Origin of the sequence: Serratia proteamaculans, from assembly GCF_013337185.1 — a bacterium.
GTDB classification, from domain to species: domain Bacteria; phylum Pseudomonadota; class Gammaproteobacteria; order Enterobacterales; family Enterobacteriaceae; genus Serratia; species Serratia proteamaculans_D.
Genome location: NZ_SWDE01000004.1, coordinates 182,109 through 201,223, shown reverse-complemented (window position 1 = coordinate 201,223; position 19,115 = coordinate 182,109). Strand labels below are relative to the sequence as shown.

Below are 19,115 nucleotides of genomic sequence, written 5' to 3'. Positions count from 1 at the left end.
CCTACAAGGTCACCCCGCTTTTAAAAATCGCCAACTCACGAAAATCATTCACTTCGTTACGTGCCGCCTGACCATTGGCAATCGCCACGATCAGGTCGACAAACTGTTCCAGCAGACTCTCCATCGGGGTGCCATGGATCAATCGACCTGCGTCAAAATCAATCCAGTGGGGTTTCTTCGCCGCCAGTTCGCTGTTGGTGGCCAGTTTCACCGTCGGAACAAAGCCGCCATAAGGCGTGCCGCGTCCGGTGCTGAACAACACCATATGGCAACCGGCCCCGGCCAGCGCGCTGGTTGCCACCGCGTCATTGCCTGGCGCACTGAGCAGGTTCAAGCCAGGCTGCCGCAAGCGTTCGCCATACTTGAGCACGTCCACCACCTGACTCTGCCCGGCTTTCTGCGTGCAGCCGAGGGATTTCTCCTCCAGCGTGGTAATGCCGCCGGCTTTGTTGCCCGGTGAAGGGTTTTCATAAATCGGCTGATTATGGGCGATGAAGTACTGTTTGAAGTCGTTCACCATGCTGACGGTCTTCTCGAAGGTCTCCCGATCGCGACAGCGGCTCATCAGGATCCGTTCGGCACCAAACATCTCCGGCACTTCGGTCAATACCGTGGTACCGCCGTTGGCGATCAGATAATCAGAAAAATGCCCCAGCAGTGGGTTGGCGGTAATGCCCGACAGACCGTCCGAACCACCACACTCCAGTCCGAACTTCAACTCGCTCAGCTTGCCCGGCTGGCGGCGATCGTCGCGCATCACCTGATACAGCGCATGCAACTGCTCCAGCCCGGCCTCGACCTCATCGTCCTGCTGCTGGCACACCATAAAGCGCACCCGTTGCTCATCGATAGCGCCCAGCGTACTGCGGAAGACATCCACCTGATTGTTCTCGCACCCGAGGCCAATCACCAACACCGCCCCGGCGTTCGGATGGCGCACCATGTTTTGCAGCATGGTGCGCGTGTTCTCGTGATCCTGACCCAGTTGCGAGCAACCAAACGGATGACTGAACAGGTGCACACCGTCGATCCCCTGCGCGTCCTGAGTTTCCTTCAGAAAACGCTGCTGGATTTGCCGGGCAATACCGTTGACACAGCCAACGGTCGGCACGATCCACAGCTCATTGCGGATCCCCACCTCCCCGCTGTTACGGCGGTAAAGCTGCACCTCACGATCCGCAGCCTGTGGCGGCAACGTCGGGAAAGCGGGTTGATACTGATAGCTGTCGAGATCGCTCAGGTTGGTTTTGGCATTTTGCGAGTGAATATGTTCACCCGGCGCTATGGCCTCCAGCGCATGGCCGATAGGCAAACCGTACTTGGTGATGGCCTCACCGACGGCAATCGGCTGCAGGGCAAACTTGTGCCCGCGCGTCACCGGTTGCATCAGATGAATAGTCTGCGTCTCCAGCGCCAGCGTTTCACCGGCGGCCAGATCGCGCAGCGCTACCGCAACATTATCCAGCGAATGAATTTTTACCATGCTTTGCATAAACCCACCTCGGGCAACGGCTACGCCAGTTCAATGGCAAAATAGTTTTTGGCATTGTCGAAGCAAATGTTTTTCACCATCTCACCCAGCAGGGTGATATCCGCCGGTGCCTCCCCGTTCTCCACCCAGCCACCAATCATCTGGCAAAGGATGCGGCGGAAGTATTCATGGCGGGTATAAGACAGGAAACTGCGGCTGTCGGTCAGCATGCCGACAAAACGGCTCAGCAGGCCCAGTTGCGCCAGCTGTGTCATCTGCCGCTGCATACCGTCTTTTTGATCGTTAAACCACCAGCCGGAGCCGAACTGCATTTTGCCCGGCGTGCCCTCGCCCTGGAAGTTGCCGACCATGGTGCCGATCACTTCGTTGTCGCGCGGGTTTAGGCAATACAGAATGGTTTTCGGCAGGCCGCCCTGACGTGACTGGGCGTCCAGCAGGCGAGAAAGCGGCTCCGCCAGCGGCCGGTCGTTAATCGAGTCGAAGCCGATATCCGGGCCGACGTTAGCCAGCATGAGGCTGTTATTATTACGCAGCGCGCCAATGTGATACTGCTGTACCCATTCGCGACGTTGATATTCAGCGGCCAGGAACAGCAGCACCGCGCTTTTGAACTGGGCGCTCTGCTCCGGCGTCGGTAGCTTGCCACTCAGGCGCGCCGTTAAAATCGCGTCCAATGTGCTTTCGTCCGCTTCGCCATACACCACCACGTCCAGCGCATGGTCAGCCACTTTGCAGCCATGGGCGGCAAAATGATCCATGCGTTTTTTCAACGCGTCACACAGCGCGCTAAAACGGCCAATATTGATATCCGCTGCCGCTTCCAGTTTTTGCAGGTAATCATTGAAACCCGGCGCGTCGATATTGAACGCCTTGTCCGGTCGCCAGCTTGGCAACACCTTGATATCGAAGCTAGTGTCAGCCGCAATCGCTTTATGGTGGCGCAAATCGTCGATCGGATCGTCGGTAGTACCAACCATCTTCACATTCATTTGCTGCATGATGCCACGCGCCCTGAAATCATCCTGCGCCAGCAAGGCGTTGCCGCGCTGCCAGATATCGTCCGCCGTCGTTGGGGAAAGCAGCGTGCCGGTAATCCCAAACGGACGACGCAGCTCCAGATGGGTCCAGTGGTACAGCGGGTTACCTATGGTGTGCGGCACGGTGGCGGCCCAGGCATCGAATTTTTCACGGTCACCGGCATCGCCGGTACACAGCCGTTCAGCCACGCCGTTGGTACGCATCGCCCGCCATTTATAGTGATCGCCCTTTAGCCAGATCTCATATAAATTTTTGAAGCGGGTGTTCTCGGCGATCTGCTCCGGCGGTAAATGACAGTGATAGTCAAAGATCGGCTGGTCTGCCGCATAGTCATGATACAAACGTCGGGCAAATTCGCTGCTCAACAGAAAATCTTCGCTTAAAAACGTCGCCATCTTTTTTGGCTCCTCACCTTGCTTGCCGTTCGGCACTGTGTCCAATGCGACAAAGTTATCACACCAATTTAACTGAGCGTCCAGCAAAATATCACTCTCTGCTTTAGCGCCATCGCCCATAAAAGGCCGTTAACCGGCAGTTTTACGGCAAAAAGCCGCCTGAATCGCATAATTATCCAGCAATCAGTATTGCCCAATTGAAAAATGGCTTTTGTGATATCACTCAACTTTTAAATCTGTATGACAAGTTATTGTCTCGCCACCCAGTCGTTCATGCGGCGGGAATACGTCGGTGACGGACAGGCCGGCGCAGAACAACGAAAAGGGGGGAGCCCCCTAAAACGCTGCCGCCATCTTGGCGCCACCTATTGAAGACTGGGAGATATTTTGGATGCGTAAAATTAAAGGGTTACGCTGGTACATGATTGGGCTGGTGACCGTTGGCACCGTGCTGGGCTACCTGACCCGTAACGCCATCGCCGTGGCGGCACCAACGCTGGAAGGCACCTTACATATCACCACGCAGCAATACTCATACATTGTCGCGGCCTACTCAGCCTGTTACACCCTGATGCAACCGGTGGCGGGATACGTACTGGACGTATTGGGTACCAAGGTGGGATATGCCATGTTCGCCATTCTGTGGGCGCTGTTTTGTATGGGCACCGCGCTCGCCAACAGTTGGGGCGGGCTGGCACTGGCACGCGGCGCTGTCGGCATGGCAGAGGCGGCGATGATCCCCGCCGGGCTCAAGGCCAGCAGCGAGTGGTTCCCGGCCAAAGAGCGTTCAATTGCCGTTGGCTACTTCAACGTCGGATCGTCGATCGGCGGCATGCTCGCTCCACCACTGGTGGTTTGGGCCATAGTGGCACACAGTTGGGAAATGGCATTTATCATCACCGGCGTACTGAGCCTGATCTGGGCCATCTGCTGGCTGATTTTCTATAAGCATCCGAAAGACCAGAAGAAACTCAGCAGTGAGGAACGCGATTACATCCTGGAGGGCCAGGAAGCGCAGCACCAAACCGACAACGCCAAGAAAATGTCCGCCTGGCAGATTGTGCGCAACCGCCAGTTCTGGGGCATCGCACTACCGCGTTTTCTGGCTGAGCCTGCCTGGGGCACCTTCAATGCCTGGATCCCGTTATTCATGTTCAAAGCCTATGGTTTTAACCTGAAAGAGATCGCCATGTTCGCCTGGATGCCGATGCTGTTCGCCGATCTCGGCTGCATCGTGGGTGGCTACCTGCCACCATTTTTCCAAAAGCACTTCAAGGTGAACCTGATCGTTTCACGCAAACTGGTGGTCACTATGGGTGCGGTGCTGATGATTGGCCCTGGCATGATCGGTTTGTTCACCAGCCCTTATGCAGCTATCGCGCTACTGTGCGTCGGTGGTTTTGCCCATCAGGCGCTGTCTGGCGCGCTGATTACCCTGTCTTCTGACGTGTTTGGTCGCAACGAAGTGGCCACCGCCAACGGCCTGACCGGCATGGCCGCCTGGACCGCCAGCACCATGTTTGCCCTGGTGGTCGGTGCATTGGCCGATACCCTGGGCTTCAGCCCGCTGTTCGCCGCGCTGTCGGTATTCGATATTCTCGGTGCCATCGCCATCTGGACCATTCTGCAAAATCGACCGGCCTCCCAGCCGGAAGAAGATCCGCTACAACCGGCCTCTGCACGCAGTTAACCCCACCGCCCGGCCACCGTGCCGGGCGTTCCCGCAGCCACTGGTAGCTCTGCCGGATAAGTGGTATAACAAATCCATGGTTACGCGCCCCTCCCTACCCTAAGAGCATTCACTATGGAATTCACTGAAACCAGACGCCTGTATCAGCAACTGGCCGCCGAACTTAAGCAGCGTATTGAAAGCGGCCGCTATCCGGTGGGCGATAAACTGCCAGCCGAACGCTATATTGCCGAAGAGATGAACGTCAGCCGCACCGTCGTGCGGGAGGCGATCATCATGCTGGAAGTGGAAGGCTATGTTGACGTGCGCAAAGGCTCCGGGATCCACGTGATGTCCAACCACCAAAAAAATCTGGTGGTGCCGGGCGACAGCATTGAGTTTGCCACCGCCGGGCCGTTTGAACTGCTGCAGGCACGCCAGCTGATTGAAAGCAACATTGCCGAATTCGCCGCCACCCAGGTCACCAAACAGGACATTGTTCAGTTGATGGAGATCCAGGAACAGGCGCGTAAAGAAGATCGCTTCCGTGATTCCCAGTGGGATCTGAAATTCCATGTTCAGGTGGCACTGGCTACCCAGAATACGGCGATGGCCACCATCGTGGAAAAAATGTGGGTGCAGCGCGTAAATAACCCTTACTGGATCAAGCTGCACGAGCATATCGACCACCGCTCGATCGCCAGCTGGTGTGACGATCACGATCAGATCCTCAAGGCATTGATACGTAAAGATCCTTACGCCGCCAAACTGGCCATGTGGCAGCATCTGGAAAATACCAAGCAAATGCTGTTCAACGCCACCAGCGACGATTTTGAATATAACGCTGACCGCTATCTGTTCGCCGATAATCCGGTGGTTCATCTGGACGGCGTGGCCGCAGAAAATAAATAGCGCAGGCGGTCAAAAACCGTAGTGTTATGTCAGGTATTGTAAAATCCGCTGAATCGATGCCTGAACGGCGATTTGCCGTGTAGTATTTCACCGCTGGCAACGTAGATTTCCCTGTTGCCAATCGTGCTATTTTGGTAAAGTTGAGCCACTTTTTACCCTCTGCTACGGGGCGGGACGCGAATACATGCGCTGGTTGTTTGCCATGCTTATTGCTCTTTTTTGCTGGACCGGTTCGGTCTCCGGCCAAAAGCTATGCGCGGCGTCTTCCAAGGCTATTCCCACAGCACTGAACGGTCAGCCATCGCTCGCCGAGTCGGTGTTTTCCCCTGATGACCCGGTTTACCGGTCACCGGCAGAACTGCGACGTAAAGCGCCAGGTAAAATGCCGCTGCTGCTACCGCGGGTACATTCTTACCCCGGCTCGCTACCCGCCCCCGCCCAACTGCTGCCGGTTTATTCGTTAGCCACAGAGTTGGGTCACAGCACTCGACTCCCGCGCCAGAAATCACCTGCGCCAAACCGGCTTGCCCAGATGAACTGGACGCTGCATACCTCACAGCAGCAAAGCAGGCTGGGTGGCTGGAAAGAAAGTAATATGCTTTATCGTGGCACGCTGACTTACCACTCTTGACCGGTGTCGCACCGATTAGAAACCACTAAAAAGCAACGCCGTTTCATCATTATCAGCAGCCAGGATCGCCCGCGCGCTTTGCGCCCACTCCCGATCCGCCGCTGAGACAAAAACAAACAATGACGTTTTAGGAACACCGGATGGACATCATTAAAGAACTGTTACATGCCTTATGGCAGCAGGATTTTGAGACGCTGGCGAACCCTTCGCTGGTTTGGACGCTCTACGGCCTGCTGTTTTTGATCCTGTTCCTGGAAAATGGCCTGTTGCCGGCGGCGTTTCTGCCGGGTGACAGCCTGCTGATCCTGGTTGGCGTGCTGATCGCCAAAGGCACCATGAATTTCCCGCTCACCATTTTTATCCTCACCGTCGCCGCCAGTCTGGGGTGCTGGGTCAGTTACATACAGGGCAAGTGGCTCGGTAATACCCGAACCGTGCAGGGCTGGCTATCCCATCTGCCGGCGCACTATCATCAGCGCGCCCATCAGTTGTTCCACCGCCACGGGCTTTCCGCTCTGCTGGTCGGTCGTTTCCTGGCGTTTGTCCGCACCCTGTTGCCGACCATTGCCGGGCTCTCCGGCCTGAGTAACGCACGTTTCCAGTTCTTTAACTGGATGAGCGGTTTGCTGTGGGTGGTGATCCTCACCTCGCTGGGCTTTGCGCTGGGTAAAACTCCGGTGTTCCGCAAGTATGAAGACCAGCTGATGTTCTGCCTGATGCTACTGCCATTGGTGTTGCTGGTGGTCGGGCTGGTCGGCTCATTGATCGTACTGTGGCGCAAGAAACGCGCCGATAGCCAGGATCAGGGGAAAGGGGCGTGATGACCAAGCGCCCGCGCTGGCAGTACGTGTTGCTGATTGCGCTAGCTTTGCTGGCGCTCGCCACGCTGTTGGTGCCCTGCATGGTGCGTACCGAAAGCGAACTGCGCATCCGTGCAGGCCAGCAAGGCCTTTCGCTGCCTGACGGTTTTTATGTCTACCAAAGGCTGGATCAGCGCGGTATTCGCATCAAAAGCATCACCCCGGAAGGCGATGGCCTGGTGATCCGTCTGGACTCGCCGGAACAACAGTTGCTGGCGCGCGAAGCATTGCAAAATATTCTACCGCCGGGCTACATCATCGCCCTGAGCGAATCCCCTGTGCCTACCCATTGGGTGCGTGAATTTGCACGCGCCCCACTCAATCTGGGATAATACCCCCTTCACATGAAGGGTTTTCCTTTCATTTGCCCTCCCTGTTCAATTATTCACCGATCACTACCGAACTGGGGCGGATTCTTTGGGGGTCTGCGTGATCTGTGACTATGCTAAAGGTTAGCGTCAGTCAGCTGCGTAGACTCCTGTCGCACTGCCTTTTTGGGCAGTCAGGAACAGAGGATGCATGCCAATGCATCCCATTAATAAGGAACTGATAGTATGAAATTACGCCCAGCCATTTTACTGGCTCTCCCATTATTCGCCCTACCGGCACTGTCGTTCGCAGCAGAAAACGGCTGTGTGACCAAGGCGCAAGAAATTCAAAAGCAGATCGATTACGCCACCCAACACGGCAATACTCAACGTGTGGCCGGGCTGAAGACGGCATTGAGCGAGGTGCAAACCCATTGCACACCAGCCAGCCTGCAGGCCGATCGTCAGAAAAAAATCGATGAGAAACAAAGCAAGGTTGCCGAGCGTCAGCAGGAGCTGAAAGAAGCCCAGCAGACCGGCAACCTGGAGAAAGTGGCCAAGAAGCAGAAAAAGCTGGCTGAAGCTCAAGCCGAGCTGAAACAGGCTCAGGCGGAATAATTTTTTTACACCAGCGGATTTATCGCTGAGAGCCACGCCACACGGGATTATTATTGCGTATAAAATGGATGCTTAGTGATATCAGCTACCCATCCGCCCTTTGCTCCGGCGAAAAAATCCGCTATGTTGAAAGTCTGTCGAAGTTAACGTTAAGGAATAATCACATGGCACATGATTCAAATGCAGAAAACTTACGCGCTGAACTTAAATCCTTAGCCGATACGCTGGAAGAGGTGTTGAACTCTTCCACCGATAAGCCAAAAGCTGAACTGGAAAAGCTGCGTTCCAAAGCCGAAAGCGCATTGAAAGATACCCGCGTACGTCTGAGCGATGCCGGGGACAAGATTGCTTCCCAGACCAAACAAATCGCCGGCCAGGCGGATGATTACGTTCGTGATAATCCCTGGACCGGTATCGGTATCGGCGCTGCGGTCGGCGTAGTGCTGGGCGTTCTGCTAGCGCGCCGCTAATTATGGCAGAACAACCGCAAGTTCGTGCACAGGGCCCCGCTAAAGGGGTCCTGGATGTCGCTCAGCGCATCATCACTATTCTGGTCGGTATGGTGGAAACCCGGGTTCGCCTGGCCGTGGTCGAGCTGGAAGAGGAGAAAGCCAACCTCATTCAGTTGCTGATTATGGCCGGCATGACCCTGCTCTTCACCGCATTCGGCCTGATGAGCCTGCTGATCCTGATTTTCTGGGCTATCGATCCTGTTTACCGTGTGATGGCATTAGGTGCGACTACCGGGGTGCTGTTGTTCCTTGCCGTGGTTGGCGCTATCTGGACACTGGTCAAAGCCCGCCGCTCCACGCTGCTGGGTGCGACACGCAAGCAGTTGGAAATCGACCGTTCCGAGCTGGAAGGTGAAAAATGAATCGCCGCCGCTATCTGGAATGGAGAAAAGAGAAGCTGATCGGCAAGATCCAGCAACAAAGGCTGGATCTTGCCGAAAACAAAACCCTGTGGCTGGAAAAGACCGAGCGCATCGATCGCGGTTGGCAAACCCTTTTCGGCCTGCGTAAATATCTGGTGGTCGGCTCCAGCGTGATGGCGTTGTACGGCATCCGCCATCCCAGCAAGCTGATTCGCTGGTCACGCCGCGCTTTTGGTGCCTTTGGTACTATCCGCTTGATCCAGAAAACTTTTTCCAGCAAGTAACCTTCCACAATTCCATCAATACTTCCGATGTTTTGCCCGCCTTTTCACAGAGACTTTGCGTTTCTGCCGGTGAAGGCTGGGCAACTTTCTGATTCCCCACGATTTGTTAGCAGGCTAAAGATTCAGTTTTTTTGAAAAAATACGACAGTTTTACTTGCTAACAAAGCGTACGCATCCCGATTAACATTCACTCCATCAATAAGGAACGGGCAGGACAGGGTCAGAGACCCGGCATACCGCTCACTAACATGACAAACGCCAAAACTGGCAAACAAAATCACTTTGGAGTAAATGATGAAAAAATTAGAAGATGCAGGTTTGCTGGTTGCTCGTATTCTGATGCCAATCCTGTTTATCGTGGCAGGCTACGGCAAAATGGGTGATGCCTATGCCGGTACCCAACAGTATATGCAATCGATGGGCGTACCTGGCTTCTTGCTGCCACTGACCATCCTGCTGGAATTTGGCGGCGGTCTGGCAATTTTGTTCGGTTTCCTGACCCGCACCGTGGCACTGTTTACCGCAGGTTTTACCATCCTGACCGCGTTACTGTTCCATACTAACTTTGCGGATGGCGTAAACCAGCTGATGTTCATGAAAAACCTGACCATCGCCGGCGGCTTCATCGTACTGGCCGTTGCCGGCCCAGGCGGTTTCAGCATCGACCGTCTTTTGAACAAAAAGTGGTAAGGTTTTAACACCGACTCAGGGGCCCGCATGTCGGGCCCTTTTGTTTTTTCACTCGGACACGAAGGAGACTCTCATGGGACAACTCGTCGATGGCGTTTGGCAAGACATCTGGTATGACACCTCATCTACCGGAGGCCGTTTCAAACGCTCAACCTCTCAGTTCCGCAATTGGGTGACCGCAGGCGGTCTGCCGGGCGAACATGGAGTTGGAGGTTTTCAAGCGGAGCAAGATCGTTATCACCTGTACGTTTCACTCGCCTGCCCCTGGGCACACCGCACCCTGCTGATGCGCAAATTGAAAGGGCTGGAGTCACTCATTCCTGTTTCCGTGGTACATCCGCTGATGCTGGAAAATGGCTGGACCTTCGGCACCGACTTCCCTGAAGCCACCGGCGACAGCCTGTACCACTCGGACTTCCTCTACCAACTTTATCTGCGTGCCGACAAACACTACACCGGTCGTGTAACGGTGCCAGTGCTGTGGGACAAACAGCAACAGACCATTGTCAGCAATGAATCCGCCGATATCATTCGCATGTTCAACAGCGCATTTGATGGTGTTGGCGCGCGCGCCGGTGACTATTACCCCACCGAGCTGCGCGGAAAAATTGATGAACTGAATGGTTGGATTTATGACCAGGTGAATAATGGTGTCTACAAGGCCGGTTTTGCCACCAGCCAGGAAGCCTATGACGAAGCGGTCAACGGGGTATTTGACGCGCTGGCACGACTGGAGCAGATACTGGGGCAACAGCGTTACCTGACGGGCGATCGCCTGACTGAGGCCGACCTGCGCCTGTGGACCACGCTAATACGCTTCGATCCGGTGTATGTCACCCATTTTAAATGTGACAAACACCGTATCAGCGATTACCTCAACCTGTACGGCTTCCTGCGTGACATCTACCAAATGCCGGGCATTGCCGAAACGGTCAGTCTGCCGCACATCCGCAATCACTATTACCGCAGCCACGCCACCATTAATCCGCACGGCATTATTTCTATCGGGCCGGCGCAAGATTTGGATGAACCACACGGCCGTGACCGGCGCTTCGGTTAACGCACTCCTCCTCTTTGCTTAATGGCGAAGGGGAGTTTTACTGGCGTTCCAGTTGGGCGAACAGCCGCGGAATTTCGCGCAGGAACCAGGCTTTCGCCTCCCCCATGCTGTCACGTCGCCAGGCCATGATAATATCAGCCTCGCGGCTGTATTCCGGCCCCACCACGCGTAAACGCCCTTCTTCGATGTCTTTCTCGACCATCGGGTAAGGCATGGTCGCCACGCCCAAACCGGCCAGCAAAGCCAGGCGCTTGTCCTCAATGGTGCTGACCGTCAGACGCTGCTGTTTATCCAACAATTGCACGGTCAACACCGGACGCTCACGCGCAGTATCCGCTACCGCAATGCCTCGGTACTTCACGCGCGTCACTTCAGACAGCGGCTCCGGCTCCAGATGAATGGGATGGTTCGGTGCGGCCACATACACGCTCATCACCTTGTACAGCTTGCGGGTGTTGATTTCGGACGACGCGCGAAAATGCATGTCCGGAGCGATAACGATATCGGCGCGCCCCTGCTCCAGCCTTTCCCAGGCTCCCGCCAACACTTCGGTGAAGATCGACACCTGAGTGTTGGCCTTCAACGCCAACTTATCGACCAGCGGAAACAATTTGCTCGGTGGCGATAGCGCCTCGCTGACAATAGTCAGGTGAGTTTCCCAGCCGCGTGCCAGCGCTTCTGCATCGGTGGTCAACTTGTCTGCCGCCTCCAGCAGCACCCGTCCACGCTCAAGCAACATGCGTCCGACGTTGGTGAACTTGGTGCGGTGGCCGGAGCGATCAAACAGCACCACATCCAATTCTTCTTCCAATTTTTGCATGGTGTAGCTGAGCGCCGAAGGCACACGCCCCAGCTCATCGGCTGCCGCAGCGAAGCTGCCACGTCGGTCGATCGCATCCATAACCCTTAACGCTTCAAGCGTTAACGCCCGATCTCTGGCCATCGAATCTCTCTGTCAGGAAATTTGAATATACCGACCAGATTAACTGGCTAACAATCCGCCGTCCAGATGCTTACCATCTAGATAATGAATTTAGAGAGCCGATTGCCATGATTACATGCAGAACAGCACAACAATGCGGGCAAGCTGACTTTGGTTGGCTGCAGGCTCGCTACACCTTTTCTTTTGGACACTACTTCGATCCCAAGCTGATGGGTTACGCCTCACTGCGGGTGTTAAATCAGGAGGTGCTGGCACCGGGTGCGTCTTTCCAGCCACGCACCTATCCCAGCGTGGATATCCTGAATTTAATCCTGCAAGGTAAAGCGGAATACCGCGACAGCGAAGGCAATACGGTCAGCGCCAAGGCCGGTGAGGCTTTGTTGCTGGCTACCCAGCCGGGACTGAGCTACAGCGAGCAGAACATCAGCAGTGATACACCGCTGACCCGTTTGCAGCTGTGGCTGGATGCCTGCCCAGAGCGCAACAACGAACGCGTACAGCGCCTGATGTTGCCAGAGGCCGGGCTGACCCTGCTGGCCTCTCCAGACGGTGCTCAGGGCAGCCTGCAACTGCGTCAACAGGTGTGGATCCACCATCTGGATTTACAACCGGGCGAACAGCAGACGCTGGCGCTCAACGGACCTCGGGCGTACCTGCAATCGATCCACGGTACCATTAAAGCCCATGGCGAGCGCAACGACAGCCAATACCTGACCTGCGGCGATGGGGCGTTTATCCACGAAGAAAACCGCCTGACCATCCGCGCCGAGACACCGCTGCGCGCGCTGCTGATCGATTTGCCGGTGTGATGGGCTTCCAGAAAGGAAAAAACCCCGCGTAACTTGCGTCACGCGGGGTTTTCTTTATAGAGGGAGTTGACCGGTAAGCCGGGTTCTGTCGTGGACAGTCATTCCTCTAGGCCAGCAATCGCTCACTGGCTCAAGCAGCCTACCCGGGTTCAGTACGGGCCGTACCATGTGAACCCCTATTTGGCCTTGCTCCGGGTGGAGTTTACCGTGCCACGAACTGTTGCCAGTCGCGCGGTGCGCTCTTACCGCACCCTTTCACCCTTACCTGATCCCGCTTGCGCGGGCCATCGGCGGTTTGCTCTCTGTTGCACTAGTCGTAGGCTTACGCCTCCCAGGCGTTACCTGGCACCCTGCCCTATGGAGCCCGGACTTTCCTCCCCTCCATCTGTCTCCCCCGAAAGGGACGGCAATGAAGCGGCGACTGTCTGGTCAACTCCGGCGCGGATAGTAGCGTTGCGCTCACGGCAGGTCAACCGCTTTACTGTTCTTGTTGCTCTAACGCGTATTTATACAACGCATTTTTCTTCACGCCGTGGATCTCCGCCGCCAGTGCCGCTGCCTTTTTCAACGGCAGTTCTTTTTGCAGCAATGCCAGGGTACGCAGCGCCTCCAGCGGCAATGCATCCTCCTGCGCCTTGTGGCCTTCAACGATTAATACCATTTCACCCCGGCGTCGGACTTCGTCTTCCTGCACCCAGGCCAGCAGTTCACCCACCGGCGCACCGGTGATGGACTCCCAGGTTTTGGTCAGCTCGCGCGCCAGCACCACATAACGTTGCGGCCCCCAGACGGTGACCATGTCCTGCAAACTTTCCAGCAAGCGGTGGGTGGATTCGTAGAAAATCAACGTGCGCGGTTCCTCTGCCAGCGCCATCAGCGTATCCTTACGCCCCTTGGTTTTCGCCGGCAGGAACCCTTCGTAGCAGAAGCGGTCTGAAGCCAAACCGGCGGCACAGAGTGCGGTAGTTGCCGCACAGGCTCCGGGCAACGGCACCACGCGAATGCCGGCTTCACGGCAACGGCGCACCAGGTGATAACCAGGATCGTTGATCAAAGGCGTACCCGCGTCGGATACCAGCGCAATGCTCTGGCCTTCCTGCAGTTTCGCCAACAGTTGATCGGCCTTTTGTTGTTCGTTATGGTCATGCAGCGCAAACAACCGCGCGCTAATCGCAAAGTGTTGCAGCAGCAACCCGGTATGGCGCGTGTCTTCCGCCGCAATCAGATCAACGCTTTTCAGTACCTCTAACGCACGGTGGGTAATATCCCCTAAATTGCCGATTGGGGTGGGCACCACATACAGCGTTGATGCAGAAATGACTGATTGTTGGTGTTGATTCATTGTTTCATCCGGGTTGCCGATTTAATATTGAGCATCTTGAAAAAAACATCACTGGATACAGTATGCTTTCCTCAACATTCGTTCGTACCAAAGCAGGGCGTTCAAAGCCTGTCCGACTGACCGCAGTTATCGCAGCAGCCCTTTTCCTTGCAGGCTGTCCGAGTCAGGCCCCGCAGACGCCGCCTGCCAATATACAGGACGAAGCGAGCGCCAGTTCCGATTACTATCTGCAGCAGTTGCAGCAAAGCAGCAATGATAACAAGGCTGACTGGCAATTACTTGCTATTCGCGCGTTGTTACGTGAAGGGAAACTGCCGCAGGCCAGTGAACAACTGAACCAACTGCCGAAAAACCTCAGCAGCGTGCAGCAGGCGGAAAGCCAGTTGCTGACCGCAGAACTGCAGGTAGCGAACAAAAGCTATGTCAGCGCTCGCAGTACGCTGGGCCATATCGATAGCGGCTCGCTATCGGCCAACCAGCTGGTGCGCTTCTACCAGGCGCAGATCGCGGCCAATCAGGGCAAACCTTCCCTGCCGCTGATCCGCGCTTACATTGCACAAGAGCCATTGCTGACCGGCAAGGCACATCAAAGCAACCTGGATCAAACCTGGCAGTCGCTGTTGCAACTGACGCCACAGGACATGAACAGCCTGGTGATCAACGCCAATGAAAATGTGCTGCAAGGCTGGCTGGATCTGTTGCGGGTATATCAGGACAACAAACAGGATCCTGACCTGCTGAAGGCCGGGATTAAAGACTGGCAGAACCGCTATCCGCAGAACCCGGCGGCAAAAACGCTACCGACCCAGTTGAACCAGGTGCTGAACTTTACCCAGGCTTCCACGTCGAAAATCGCCCTGCTGCTGCCGTTGAACGGCCAGGCCAAAGTGTTCGCCGACGCGATCCAAAAAGGCTTTGAAGCGGCTAAAAATGGCGTGACGCCTTCTACGCCGGTTCAGCAACAGCAACCTGCCAGCGTATCTGAGCAGGCAGCGCAGCCCGCATCAACCGATCAAAATGCCAATGGCGCGGTAAGCACCTCGGCACCAGATGCAGCCCCGGTGACCACCGCCCAGCCTTCTGCACCTTCCACTGCGCCAATTACACCGCCACAGGCCGCTAACGCACAGATTAAGGTGTATGATACCTCCAGCCAGCCGCTGGCCGCGTTGCTGACGCAGGCACAGCAGGATGGTGCGACCCTGGTGGTCGGCCCGTTGCTGAAAGAAAACGTTGATCAACTGGCTAGCAGCACCACTACGCTGAACGTGCTGGCGCTCAATCAACCGGAAACGCCGAAAGATAACCCGAACATCTGTTACTTCGCGCTTTCACCGGAAGACGAAGCGCGTGATGCAGCCCGTCACATTTGGGAACAGCAGAAGCGGCAGCCGCTGTTGCTGATCCCACGCGGTGCCTTCGGCGATCGCGTTGCCAAAGCCTTTAACCAGGAGTGGCAGAAGCTGGGTGGCCAAACCGTGCTGCAGCAAGGTATCGGTTCCGCCAGTGAACTGCGCCAGATGGTCAACAGCGGCGGCATTCGCATGTCCGGTACGCCAATCTCCGCTGCACCAGCGCCGCAGGCGGTGACCATTGCCGGGCTGACTATTCCGGCACCACCAAGCGATACGCCAGCAACCAGCGGTGGCAGCGTAGACTCGGTGTATATCGTCGCCACTCAGTCCCAGTTGACGCTGATCAAACCGATGATCGACATGGCTACCAATTCGCGCAGCAAGCCGGCAATGTACGCCAGCTCCCGCAGCTACCAGGCCGGAGCCGGCCCGGACTTCCGCCTGGAAATGGAAGGACTGCAGTTCAGTGATATTCCATTGTTGGCCGGCGCTAACCCGCAGTTGTTGCAGCAGGCAAGCAGCCAGTTCCGCAACGATTATTCGCTGGTGCGTCTGTACGCAATGGGGATGGATGCCTGGACATTGTCCAACCACTTTGCTGAAATGCGCCAGTTGCCTGGCTTCCAGGTCTCCGGCACCACTGGCGTACTCACCGCCGCGCCAGGCTGTGTGATCAACAGAAAGCTGCCTTGGCTGCAATACCGTCAGGGCACGGTCGTTCCGGTCTCTTGAGTCAACGCGCCATAGGGGCGGGCTATGAGTTACAGGCCCGCCACTATCTGGAACGCGCCGGGCTCACCTTCTGCGCCGCCAATGTGGCGCTGCGCGGCGGTGAGCTCGATCTCATCATGCGCGATGGTCAAACCTGGGTGTTCGTTGAAGTCCGCTACCGTCGCAGTGATGCTTTTGGCGGTGCGGCTGCCAGCGTCACTTATCGCAAGCAGCAGCGGTTGCTGCATGCCGCCGCCGTTTGGCTGGCGGGACGCGGAGCCAGTTTTGACACATCGTCTTGCCGTTTTGATGTTTTGGCCATCACCGGTAGCCAGTTAGAATGGATACCCAACGCCTTCAATGCGGATTAATCGTGGTTTACCGGTGCAGACCGGCCCTTTGACTTAGTGGATTAATACAACGTGCTGGATAGAATTAAAGCCTGTTTTACCGAAAGCATCCAAACCCAGATTGCGGCGGCGGAGGCTTTGCCCGACGCCATCTCGCGTGCCGCGATGACGCTGGTTCAATCCTTACTTAACGGTAATAAAATTCTGTGCTGCGGCAACGGCACTTCGGCAGCCAACGCGCAGCATTTCGCCGCCAGCATGATCAATCGCTTTGAAACCGAGCGCCCAAGCCTGCCGGCCATTGCGCTGAATGCCGATAACGTGGTGCTGACGGCGATCACCAACGATCGGCTGCACGACGAAGTGTATGCCAAACAGGTGCGCGCACTCGGCCATGCCGGCGACGTATTGCTGGCTATTTCCACCCGCGGCAACAGCCGTGATATTGTGAAAGCGGTCGAAGCCGCGGTGACACGCGACATGACCATTGTCGCACTGACCGGTTATGACGGTGGTGAACTGGCCGGCTTGCTCGGCCAGCAGGATGTCGAGATCCGCATTCCATCACACCGCAGTGCACGTATTCAGGAAATGCATATGCTTACCGTAAATTGCCTATGCGACCTGATAGATAGTACGTTGTTTCCCCACCAGGACGAATGAATAAGGAACTGAAATGAAGCTGAAAGCCACATTTGCAGTGCTGTCCAGCGCCCTGCTGTTACAAGGCTGTATTGCAGGCGTTGTCGTTGGCAGCGCCGCCGTTGCCACCAAAACTGCCACCGACCCACGTAGCGTCGGGACTCAGGTAGACGACGGCACGCTGGAAGCCCGGGTTGAAAACGCCCTGAGTAAAGATCAGCAGTTGAAGAAAGATGCCCGGGTGGTTGCGACCGCCTATCAGGGTAAGGTGCTGCTGACCGGCCAGGCGCCGAATACCGATCTGGCCGCCCGCGCCAAGCAAATCGCGATGGGTGTTGAAGGCACTACCGAAGTGTATAACGAGGTCCGCCAGGGTACGCCGGTCAGTTTGAGCACCGCGTCTTCCGACACCTGGATCACCACCAAGGTACGTTCACAATTGCTCGCCAGCGATGCGGTGAAGTCATCCAATGTGAAAGTCACCACCGAAAATGGTGAAGTGTTCCTGTTGGGTCTGGTCACACAACAGGAAGCGCAGTCTGCAGCGCAGACTGCCAGCCAGGTCGGCGGCGTGAAACACGTCACCACCGCCTTTACCTATGTGAAGTAAAATGGTCTGATGCCCTCTACCACGGGAGAGGGCATCAGCTCACTCAATCCAGATTATTTTCTTTCAGAAACCCTTCGCCACCCAACTGACGCATCTGGCGCATGATCCACTGCTGCCGCTGTACCACGTAGCCGGAAGGCGCATTGGCTTTGAAGCGATGCGGGTTGGGCAATACTGCCGCCAACAAGGCCGCCTCTGAGGCCGTCAGACGTTTGGCCGGTTTATTGAAAAAGCGCTGTGACGCTTCCTCAACACCGAAGACACCGTCGCCGAACTCCACGATGTTCAGATAAACCGTCAGGATCCGTCGCTTGGTCCACACCAGCTCAATCCCCGATGTCAGCCCGGCCTCCAACCCTTTACGCAGCCAGCTGCGGCCATCCCACAGGAACAGGTTCTTCGCCGTTTGCTGGGACAGCGTAGAGGCACCACGGATGCGTGTTGGCCGGCGTTCGTTGTGGCTAAGCGCCTTTTCTATCGCCGTCACGTCAAACCCCCAGTGATCCGGGAATTTCTGATCTTCCGCCGCCATCACCGCCAATGCCATCTGCGGGGAAATATCGTCCATCGACACCCAGTCGGAATGCGCCACATAGCCAAAATCGCCACTCAGCCAGGCACCGACCTGCCGTTCAACCATTACCGCAGAAAAAGGCACTGGCAGAAAGGCGAAGACGACGATCCCCAGTAGCCACGCGCCAACCACCGTAATTAATCCGCGTTTCAGCCAAAACCAGGGCCGGGAAAAGATCGATTTGCCCGCAGATTTTCTCATTCAGTCAAATCCAGCACCCGTGAAACCAGCTTATCAATTCCGCTGGCCGCCTCAGCGATCGATTTCGCCAGCATATAGGCCGGCGTAGTCACCACTTTGTTCTCAGCATCCACTACGATGTCATCAACCGGACAAATCACCGGCTCACCGCCCATGGCATCAATCACTTCACCAAGATCGGGATCGTTGCCAATGGTCAGCCGCACTTGTTGATCCAATAACTTCGGCAGCAAGGCAGGCGCAATACACATAAAACCGATTGGTTTATTTGCCTTATGCATTTGCTGCGTTAACTTGGCCAAATCCTTATCAATCCAGCATTCCGCCCCTTCACTGGCAAAACTGCTGAGGTTCTTTGCCGCACCAAAGCCACCGGGGACGATCAGGGCATCGAGTTGGCTGGCGTCGGCCTGCGAAAGCGGCTGGACGTTGCCTCTGGCAATGCGTGCGGACTCCACTAAAACATTGCGACTCTCCGGCATTTCATCGCCAGATAAATGATTAATAACATGAAGTTGAGGTTTATCAGGGGCAAAGCACACCGCCTGCGCCCCCGCCCGGTCCAACGCCAGCAGCGTCAGGACGGCTTCATGGATCTCCGTACCGTCATAAACCCCACAGCCACTCAGCACTACGCCAACGTTTTTCATCACCCTTCCTCCTGTCGCTACTGTCAACTGGTAAGTGCTCTGAGTTGACAAACACTAATCTACATCACACATTTTAATGAATCTTCTAACAAGAGCG

At 56.0% G+C, this 19,115-nt stretch carries 22 protein-coding genes and 1 other RNA gene; 16 read left to right on the top strand and 7 right to left on the bottom strand.

All coding sequences use genetic code 11. The annotated features are described in order from the left end of the window. Position 1 precedes the first annotated feature (1 nt). Positions 2–1,492 carry a UxaA family hydrolase gene (locus tag FCL49_RS17135; RefSeq protein WP_174354461.1) on the bottom strand — a complete coding sequence of 497 codons (1,491 nt, stop codon included), beginning with the start codon at positions 1,490–1,492 and terminating at the stop codon, positions 2–4. A 20-nt stretch (positions 1,493–1,512) separates the two neighbouring features. After that, the gene (gene uxaC, locus FCL49_RS17130; RefSeq protein WP_174354460.1) at positions 1,513–2,925 is read right to left on the bottom strand and encodes a glucuronate isomerase; all 1,413 of its coding nucleotides are present in this window, start codon (positions 2,923–2,925) and stop codon (positions 1,513–1,515) included. 391 nt (positions 2,926–3,316) lie between these two features. On the opposite strand from uxaC, the gene FCL49_RS17125 reads away from it, so the two are divergent. The 11 genes from FCL49_RS17125 to FCL49_RS17075 all read left to right on the top strand — a co-directional run bounded on the left by FCL49_RS17125 (position 3,317) and on the right by FCL49_RS17075 (position 10,831). Further along, positions 3,317–4,615 carry an MFS transporter gene (locus FCL49_RS17125; RefSeq protein WP_174354459.1) on the top strand — a complete coding sequence of 433 codons (1,299 nt, stop codon included), beginning with the start codon at positions 3,317–3,319 and terminating at the stop codon, positions 4,613–4,615. A gap of 114 nt (positions 4,616–4,729) precedes the next feature. Next, positions 4,730–5,506, top strand: coding sequence for a transcriptional regulator ExuR (gene exuR, locus FCL49_RS17120; RefSeq protein ID WP_135318144.1), 777 nt, complete (start codon positions 4,730–4,732; stop codon positions 5,504–5,506). A gap of 184 nt (positions 5,507–5,690) precedes the next feature. After that, positions 5,691–6,137 (top strand): hypothetical protein, encoded by a 447-nt coding sequence (locus FCL49_RS17115; protein ID WP_174354458.1) that lies wholly within the window; start codon positions 5,691–5,693, stop codon positions 6,135–6,137. A 140-nt stretch (positions 6,138–6,277) separates the two neighbouring features. Then, on the top strand, positions 6,278–6,958 hold the full coding sequence (locus tag FCL49_RS17110; protein WP_135318146.1) for a DedA family protein: 681 nt from the start codon (positions 6,278–6,280) through the stop codon (positions 6,956–6,958). After that, positions 6,958–7,329 carry an EnvZ/OmpR regulon moderator MzrA gene (gene mzrA / locus FCL49_RS17105; protein ID WP_135318147.1) on the top strand — a complete coding sequence of 124 codons (372 nt, stop codon included), beginning with the start codon at positions 6,958–6,960 and terminating at the stop codon, positions 7,327–7,329. The genes FCL49_RS17110 and mzrA overlap by 1 nt, the downstream gene beginning before the upstream one ends. 222 nt (positions 7,330–7,551) lie before the next feature. Next, on the top strand, positions 7,552–7,923 hold the full coding sequence (locus FCL49_RS17100; RefSeq protein WP_135318148.1) for a DUF1090 domain-containing protein: 372 nt from the start codon (positions 7,552–7,554) through the stop codon (positions 7,921–7,923). A 164-nt stretch (positions 7,924–8,087) separates the two neighbouring features. Next, complete coding sequence (locus tag FCL49_RS17095; protein WP_004948431.1) at positions 8,088–8,393, top strand: DUF883 family protein; 306 nt, start codon at positions 8,088–8,090, stop codon at positions 8,391–8,393. Positions 8,394–8,395: 2 nt separating this feature from the next. After that, complete coding sequence (locus FCL49_RS17090; protein WP_135318149.1) at positions 8,396–8,797, top strand: phage holin family protein; 402 nt, start codon at positions 8,396–8,398, stop codon at positions 8,795–8,797. Continuing rightward, positions 8,794–9,081, top strand: a complete 288-nt coding sequence (locus FCL49_RS17085) for a YqjK-like family protein (RefSeq protein WP_174354457.1) — start codon at positions 8,794–8,796, stop codon at positions 9,079–9,081. Before FCL49_RS17090 ends, FCL49_RS17085 begins: the two co-directional genes overlap by 4 nt. A 294-nt stretch (positions 9,082–9,375) precedes the next feature. Beyond that, the gene (locus FCL49_RS17080) at positions 9,376–9,771 is read left to right on the top strand and encodes a DoxX family protein (protein WP_112363736.1); all 396 of its coding nucleotides are present in this window, start codon (positions 9,376–9,378) and stop codon (positions 9,769–9,771) included. Positions 9,772–9,844: 73 nt separating this feature from the next. Further along, entirely contained in the window at positions 9,845–10,831 is a 987-nt protein-coding gene (locus tag FCL49_RS17075) for a glutathione S-transferase family protein (RefSeq protein ID WP_174354456.1), read from the top strand. 37 nt (positions 10,832–10,868) lie between these two features. Here the strand turns inward: FCL49_RS17075 and FCL49_RS17070 are convergent, their stop codons facing one another. Then, entirely contained in the window at positions 10,869–11,774 is a 906-nt protein-coding gene (locus FCL49_RS17070; protein WP_174354455.1) for a LysR family transcriptional regulator, read from the bottom strand. 107 nt (positions 11,775–11,881) lie between these two features. Here FCL49_RS17070 and FCL49_RS17065 point away from each other — a divergent pair, with 107 nt between their 5' ends. After that, positions 11,882–12,583, top strand: a complete 702-nt coding sequence (locus FCL49_RS17065; RefSeq protein ID WP_174354454.1) for a pirin family protein — start codon at positions 11,882–11,884, stop codon at positions 12,581–12,583. Positions 12,584–12,641: 58 nt separating this feature from the next. Here the strand turns inward: FCL49_RS17065 and rnpB are convergent. Beyond that, an RNA gene (gene rnpB, locus FCL49_RS17060) (RNase P RNA component class A) lies at positions 12,642–13,020 on the bottom strand. A 41-nt stretch (positions 13,021–13,061) separates the two neighbouring features. Then, positions 13,062–13,925: a 16S rRNA (cytidine(1402)-2'-O)-methyltransferase gene (rsmI, locus tag FCL49_RS17055; protein WP_012147032.1), complete on the bottom strand. Its 864-nt coding sequence runs from the start codon at positions 13,923–13,925 to the stop codon at positions 13,062–13,064. 62 nt (positions 13,926–13,987) lie between these two features. Here rsmI and FCL49_RS17050 point away from each other — a divergent pair, with 62 nt between their 5' ends. Genes FCL49_RS17050 through dolP form a run of 4 tightly spaced genes read left to right on the top strand, consistent with a single transcriptional unit; the run spans position 13,988 to position 17,593 of the window. Continuing rightward, positions 13,988–16,012, top strand: a complete 2,025-nt coding sequence (locus tag FCL49_RS17050; protein ID WP_174354453.1) for a penicillin-binding protein activator — start codon at positions 13,988–13,990, stop codon at positions 16,010–16,012. Then, positions 16,009–16,362, top strand: coding sequence for a YraN family protein (locus FCL49_RS17045; RefSeq protein ID WP_012147034.1), 354 nt, complete (start codon positions 16,009–16,011; stop codon positions 16,360–16,362). Before FCL49_RS17050 ends, FCL49_RS17045 begins: the two co-directional genes overlap by 4 nt. Before the next feature lie 51 nt (positions 16,363–16,413). Then, complete coding sequence (gene diaA / locus FCL49_RS17040) at positions 16,414–17,004, top strand: DnaA initiator-associating protein DiaA (RefSeq protein ID WP_004948462.1); 591 nt, start codon at positions 16,414–16,416, stop codon at positions 17,002–17,004. A 13-nt stretch (positions 17,005–17,017) separates the two neighbouring features. Continuing rightward, a complete protein-coding gene (gene dolP / locus FCL49_RS17035) occupies positions 17,018–17,593 on the top strand; it encodes a division/outer membrane stress-associated lipid-binding lipoprotein (protein ID WP_174354452.1) in 576 nt (191 codons plus the stop codon). A gap of 43 nt (positions 17,594–17,636) precedes the next feature. Here dolP and mtgA read toward each other — a convergent pair whose 3' ends face one another. Together mtgA and elbB are read right to left on the bottom strand one after the other, a co-directional pair. Further along, positions 17,637–18,368, bottom strand: a complete 732-nt coding sequence (gene mtgA / locus FCL49_RS17030) for a monofunctional biosynthetic peptidoglycan transglycosylase (protein ID WP_174354451.1) — start codon at positions 18,366–18,368, stop codon at positions 17,637–17,639. Beyond that, positions 18,365–19,018: an isoprenoid biosynthesis glyoxalase ElbB gene (gene elbB, locus FCL49_RS17025; RefSeq protein ID WP_174354450.1), complete on the bottom strand. Its 654-nt coding sequence runs from the start codon at positions 19,016–19,018 to the stop codon at positions 18,365–18,367. The genes mtgA and elbB overlap by 4 nt, the downstream gene beginning before the upstream one ends. Between the last annotated feature and the right edge of the window lie 97 nt (positions 19,019–19,115).

Bases quoted from the DNA above. Each gene is read 5' to 3' on its own strand.
- FCL49_RS17095 (WP_004948431.1), top strand. From the start codon at position 8,088: ATGGCACATGATTCAAATGCAGAAAACTTACGCGCTGAACTTAAATCC.
- elbB (WP_174354450.1), bottom strand. From the start codon at position 19,018: ATGAAAAACGTTGGCGTAGTGCTGAGTGGCTGTGGGGTTTATGACGGT.
- FCL49_RS17075 (WP_174354456.1), top strand. From the start codon at position 9,845: ATGGGACAACTCGTCGATGGCGTTTGGCAAGACATCTGGTATGACACC.
- FCL49_RS17085 (WP_174354457.1), top strand. From the start codon at position 8,794: ATGAATCGCCGCCGCTATCTGGAATGGAGAAAAGAGAAGCTGATCGGC.
- FCL49_RS17115 (WP_174354458.1), top strand. From the start codon at position 5,691: ATGCGCTGGTTGTTTGCCATGCTTATTGCTCTTTTTTGCTGGACCGGT.
- exuR (WP_135318144.1), top strand. From the start codon at position 4,730: ATGGAATTCACTGAAACCAGACGCCTGTATCAGCAACTGGCCGCCGAA.
- mzrA (WP_135318147.1), top strand. From the start codon at position 6,958: ATGACCAAGCGCCCGCGCTGGCAGTACGTGTTGCTGATTGCGCTAGCT.
- FCL49_RS17050 (WP_174354453.1), top strand. From the start codon at position 13,988: ATGCTTTCCTCAACATTCGTTCGTACCAAAGCAGGGCGTTCAAAGCCT.
- FCL49_RS17070 (WP_174354455.1), bottom strand. From the start codon at position 11,774: ATGGCCAGAGATCGGGCGTTAACGCTTGAAGCGTTAAGGGTTATGGAT.
- FCL49_RS17065 (WP_174354454.1), top strand. From the start codon at position 11,882: ATGATTACATGCAGAACAGCACAACAATGCGGGCAAGCTGACTTTGGT.
- FCL49_RS17100 (WP_135318148.1), top strand. From the start codon at position 7,552: ATGAAATTACGCCCAGCCATTTTACTGGCTCTCCCATTATTCGCCCTA.
- mtgA (WP_174354451.1), bottom strand. From the start codon at position 18,368: ATGAGAAAATCTGCGGGCAAATCGATCTTTTCCCGGCCCTGGTTTTGG.
- FCL49_RS17080 (WP_112363736.1), top strand. From the start codon at position 9,376: ATGAAAAAATTAGAAGATGCAGGTTTGCTGGTTGCTCGTATTCTGATG.
- FCL49_RS17125 (WP_174354459.1), top strand. From the start codon at position 3,317: ATGCGTAAAATTAAAGGGTTACGCTGGTACATGATTGGGCTGGTGACC.
- FCL49_RS17135 (WP_174354461.1), bottom strand. From the start codon at position 1,492: ATGCAAAGCATGGTAAAAATTCATTCGCTGGATAATGTTGCGGTAGCG.
- dolP (WP_174354452.1), top strand. From the start codon at position 17,018: ATGAAGCTGAAAGCCACATTTGCAGTGCTGTCCAGCGCCCTGCTGTTA.
- rsmI (WP_012147032.1), bottom strand. From the start codon at position 13,925: ATGAATCAACACCAACAATCAGTCATTTCTGCATCAACGCTGTATGTG.
- FCL49_RS17110 (WP_135318146.1), top strand. From the start codon at position 6,278: ATGGACATCATTAAAGAACTGTTACATGCCTTATGGCAGCAGGATTTT.
- uxaC (WP_174354460.1), bottom strand. From the start codon at position 2,925: ATGGCGACGTTTTTAAGCGAAGATTTTCTGTTGAGCAGCGAATTTGCC.
- FCL49_RS17090 (WP_135318149.1), top strand. From the start codon at position 8,396: ATGGCAGAACAACCGCAAGTTCGTGCACAGGGCCCCGCTAAAGGGGTC.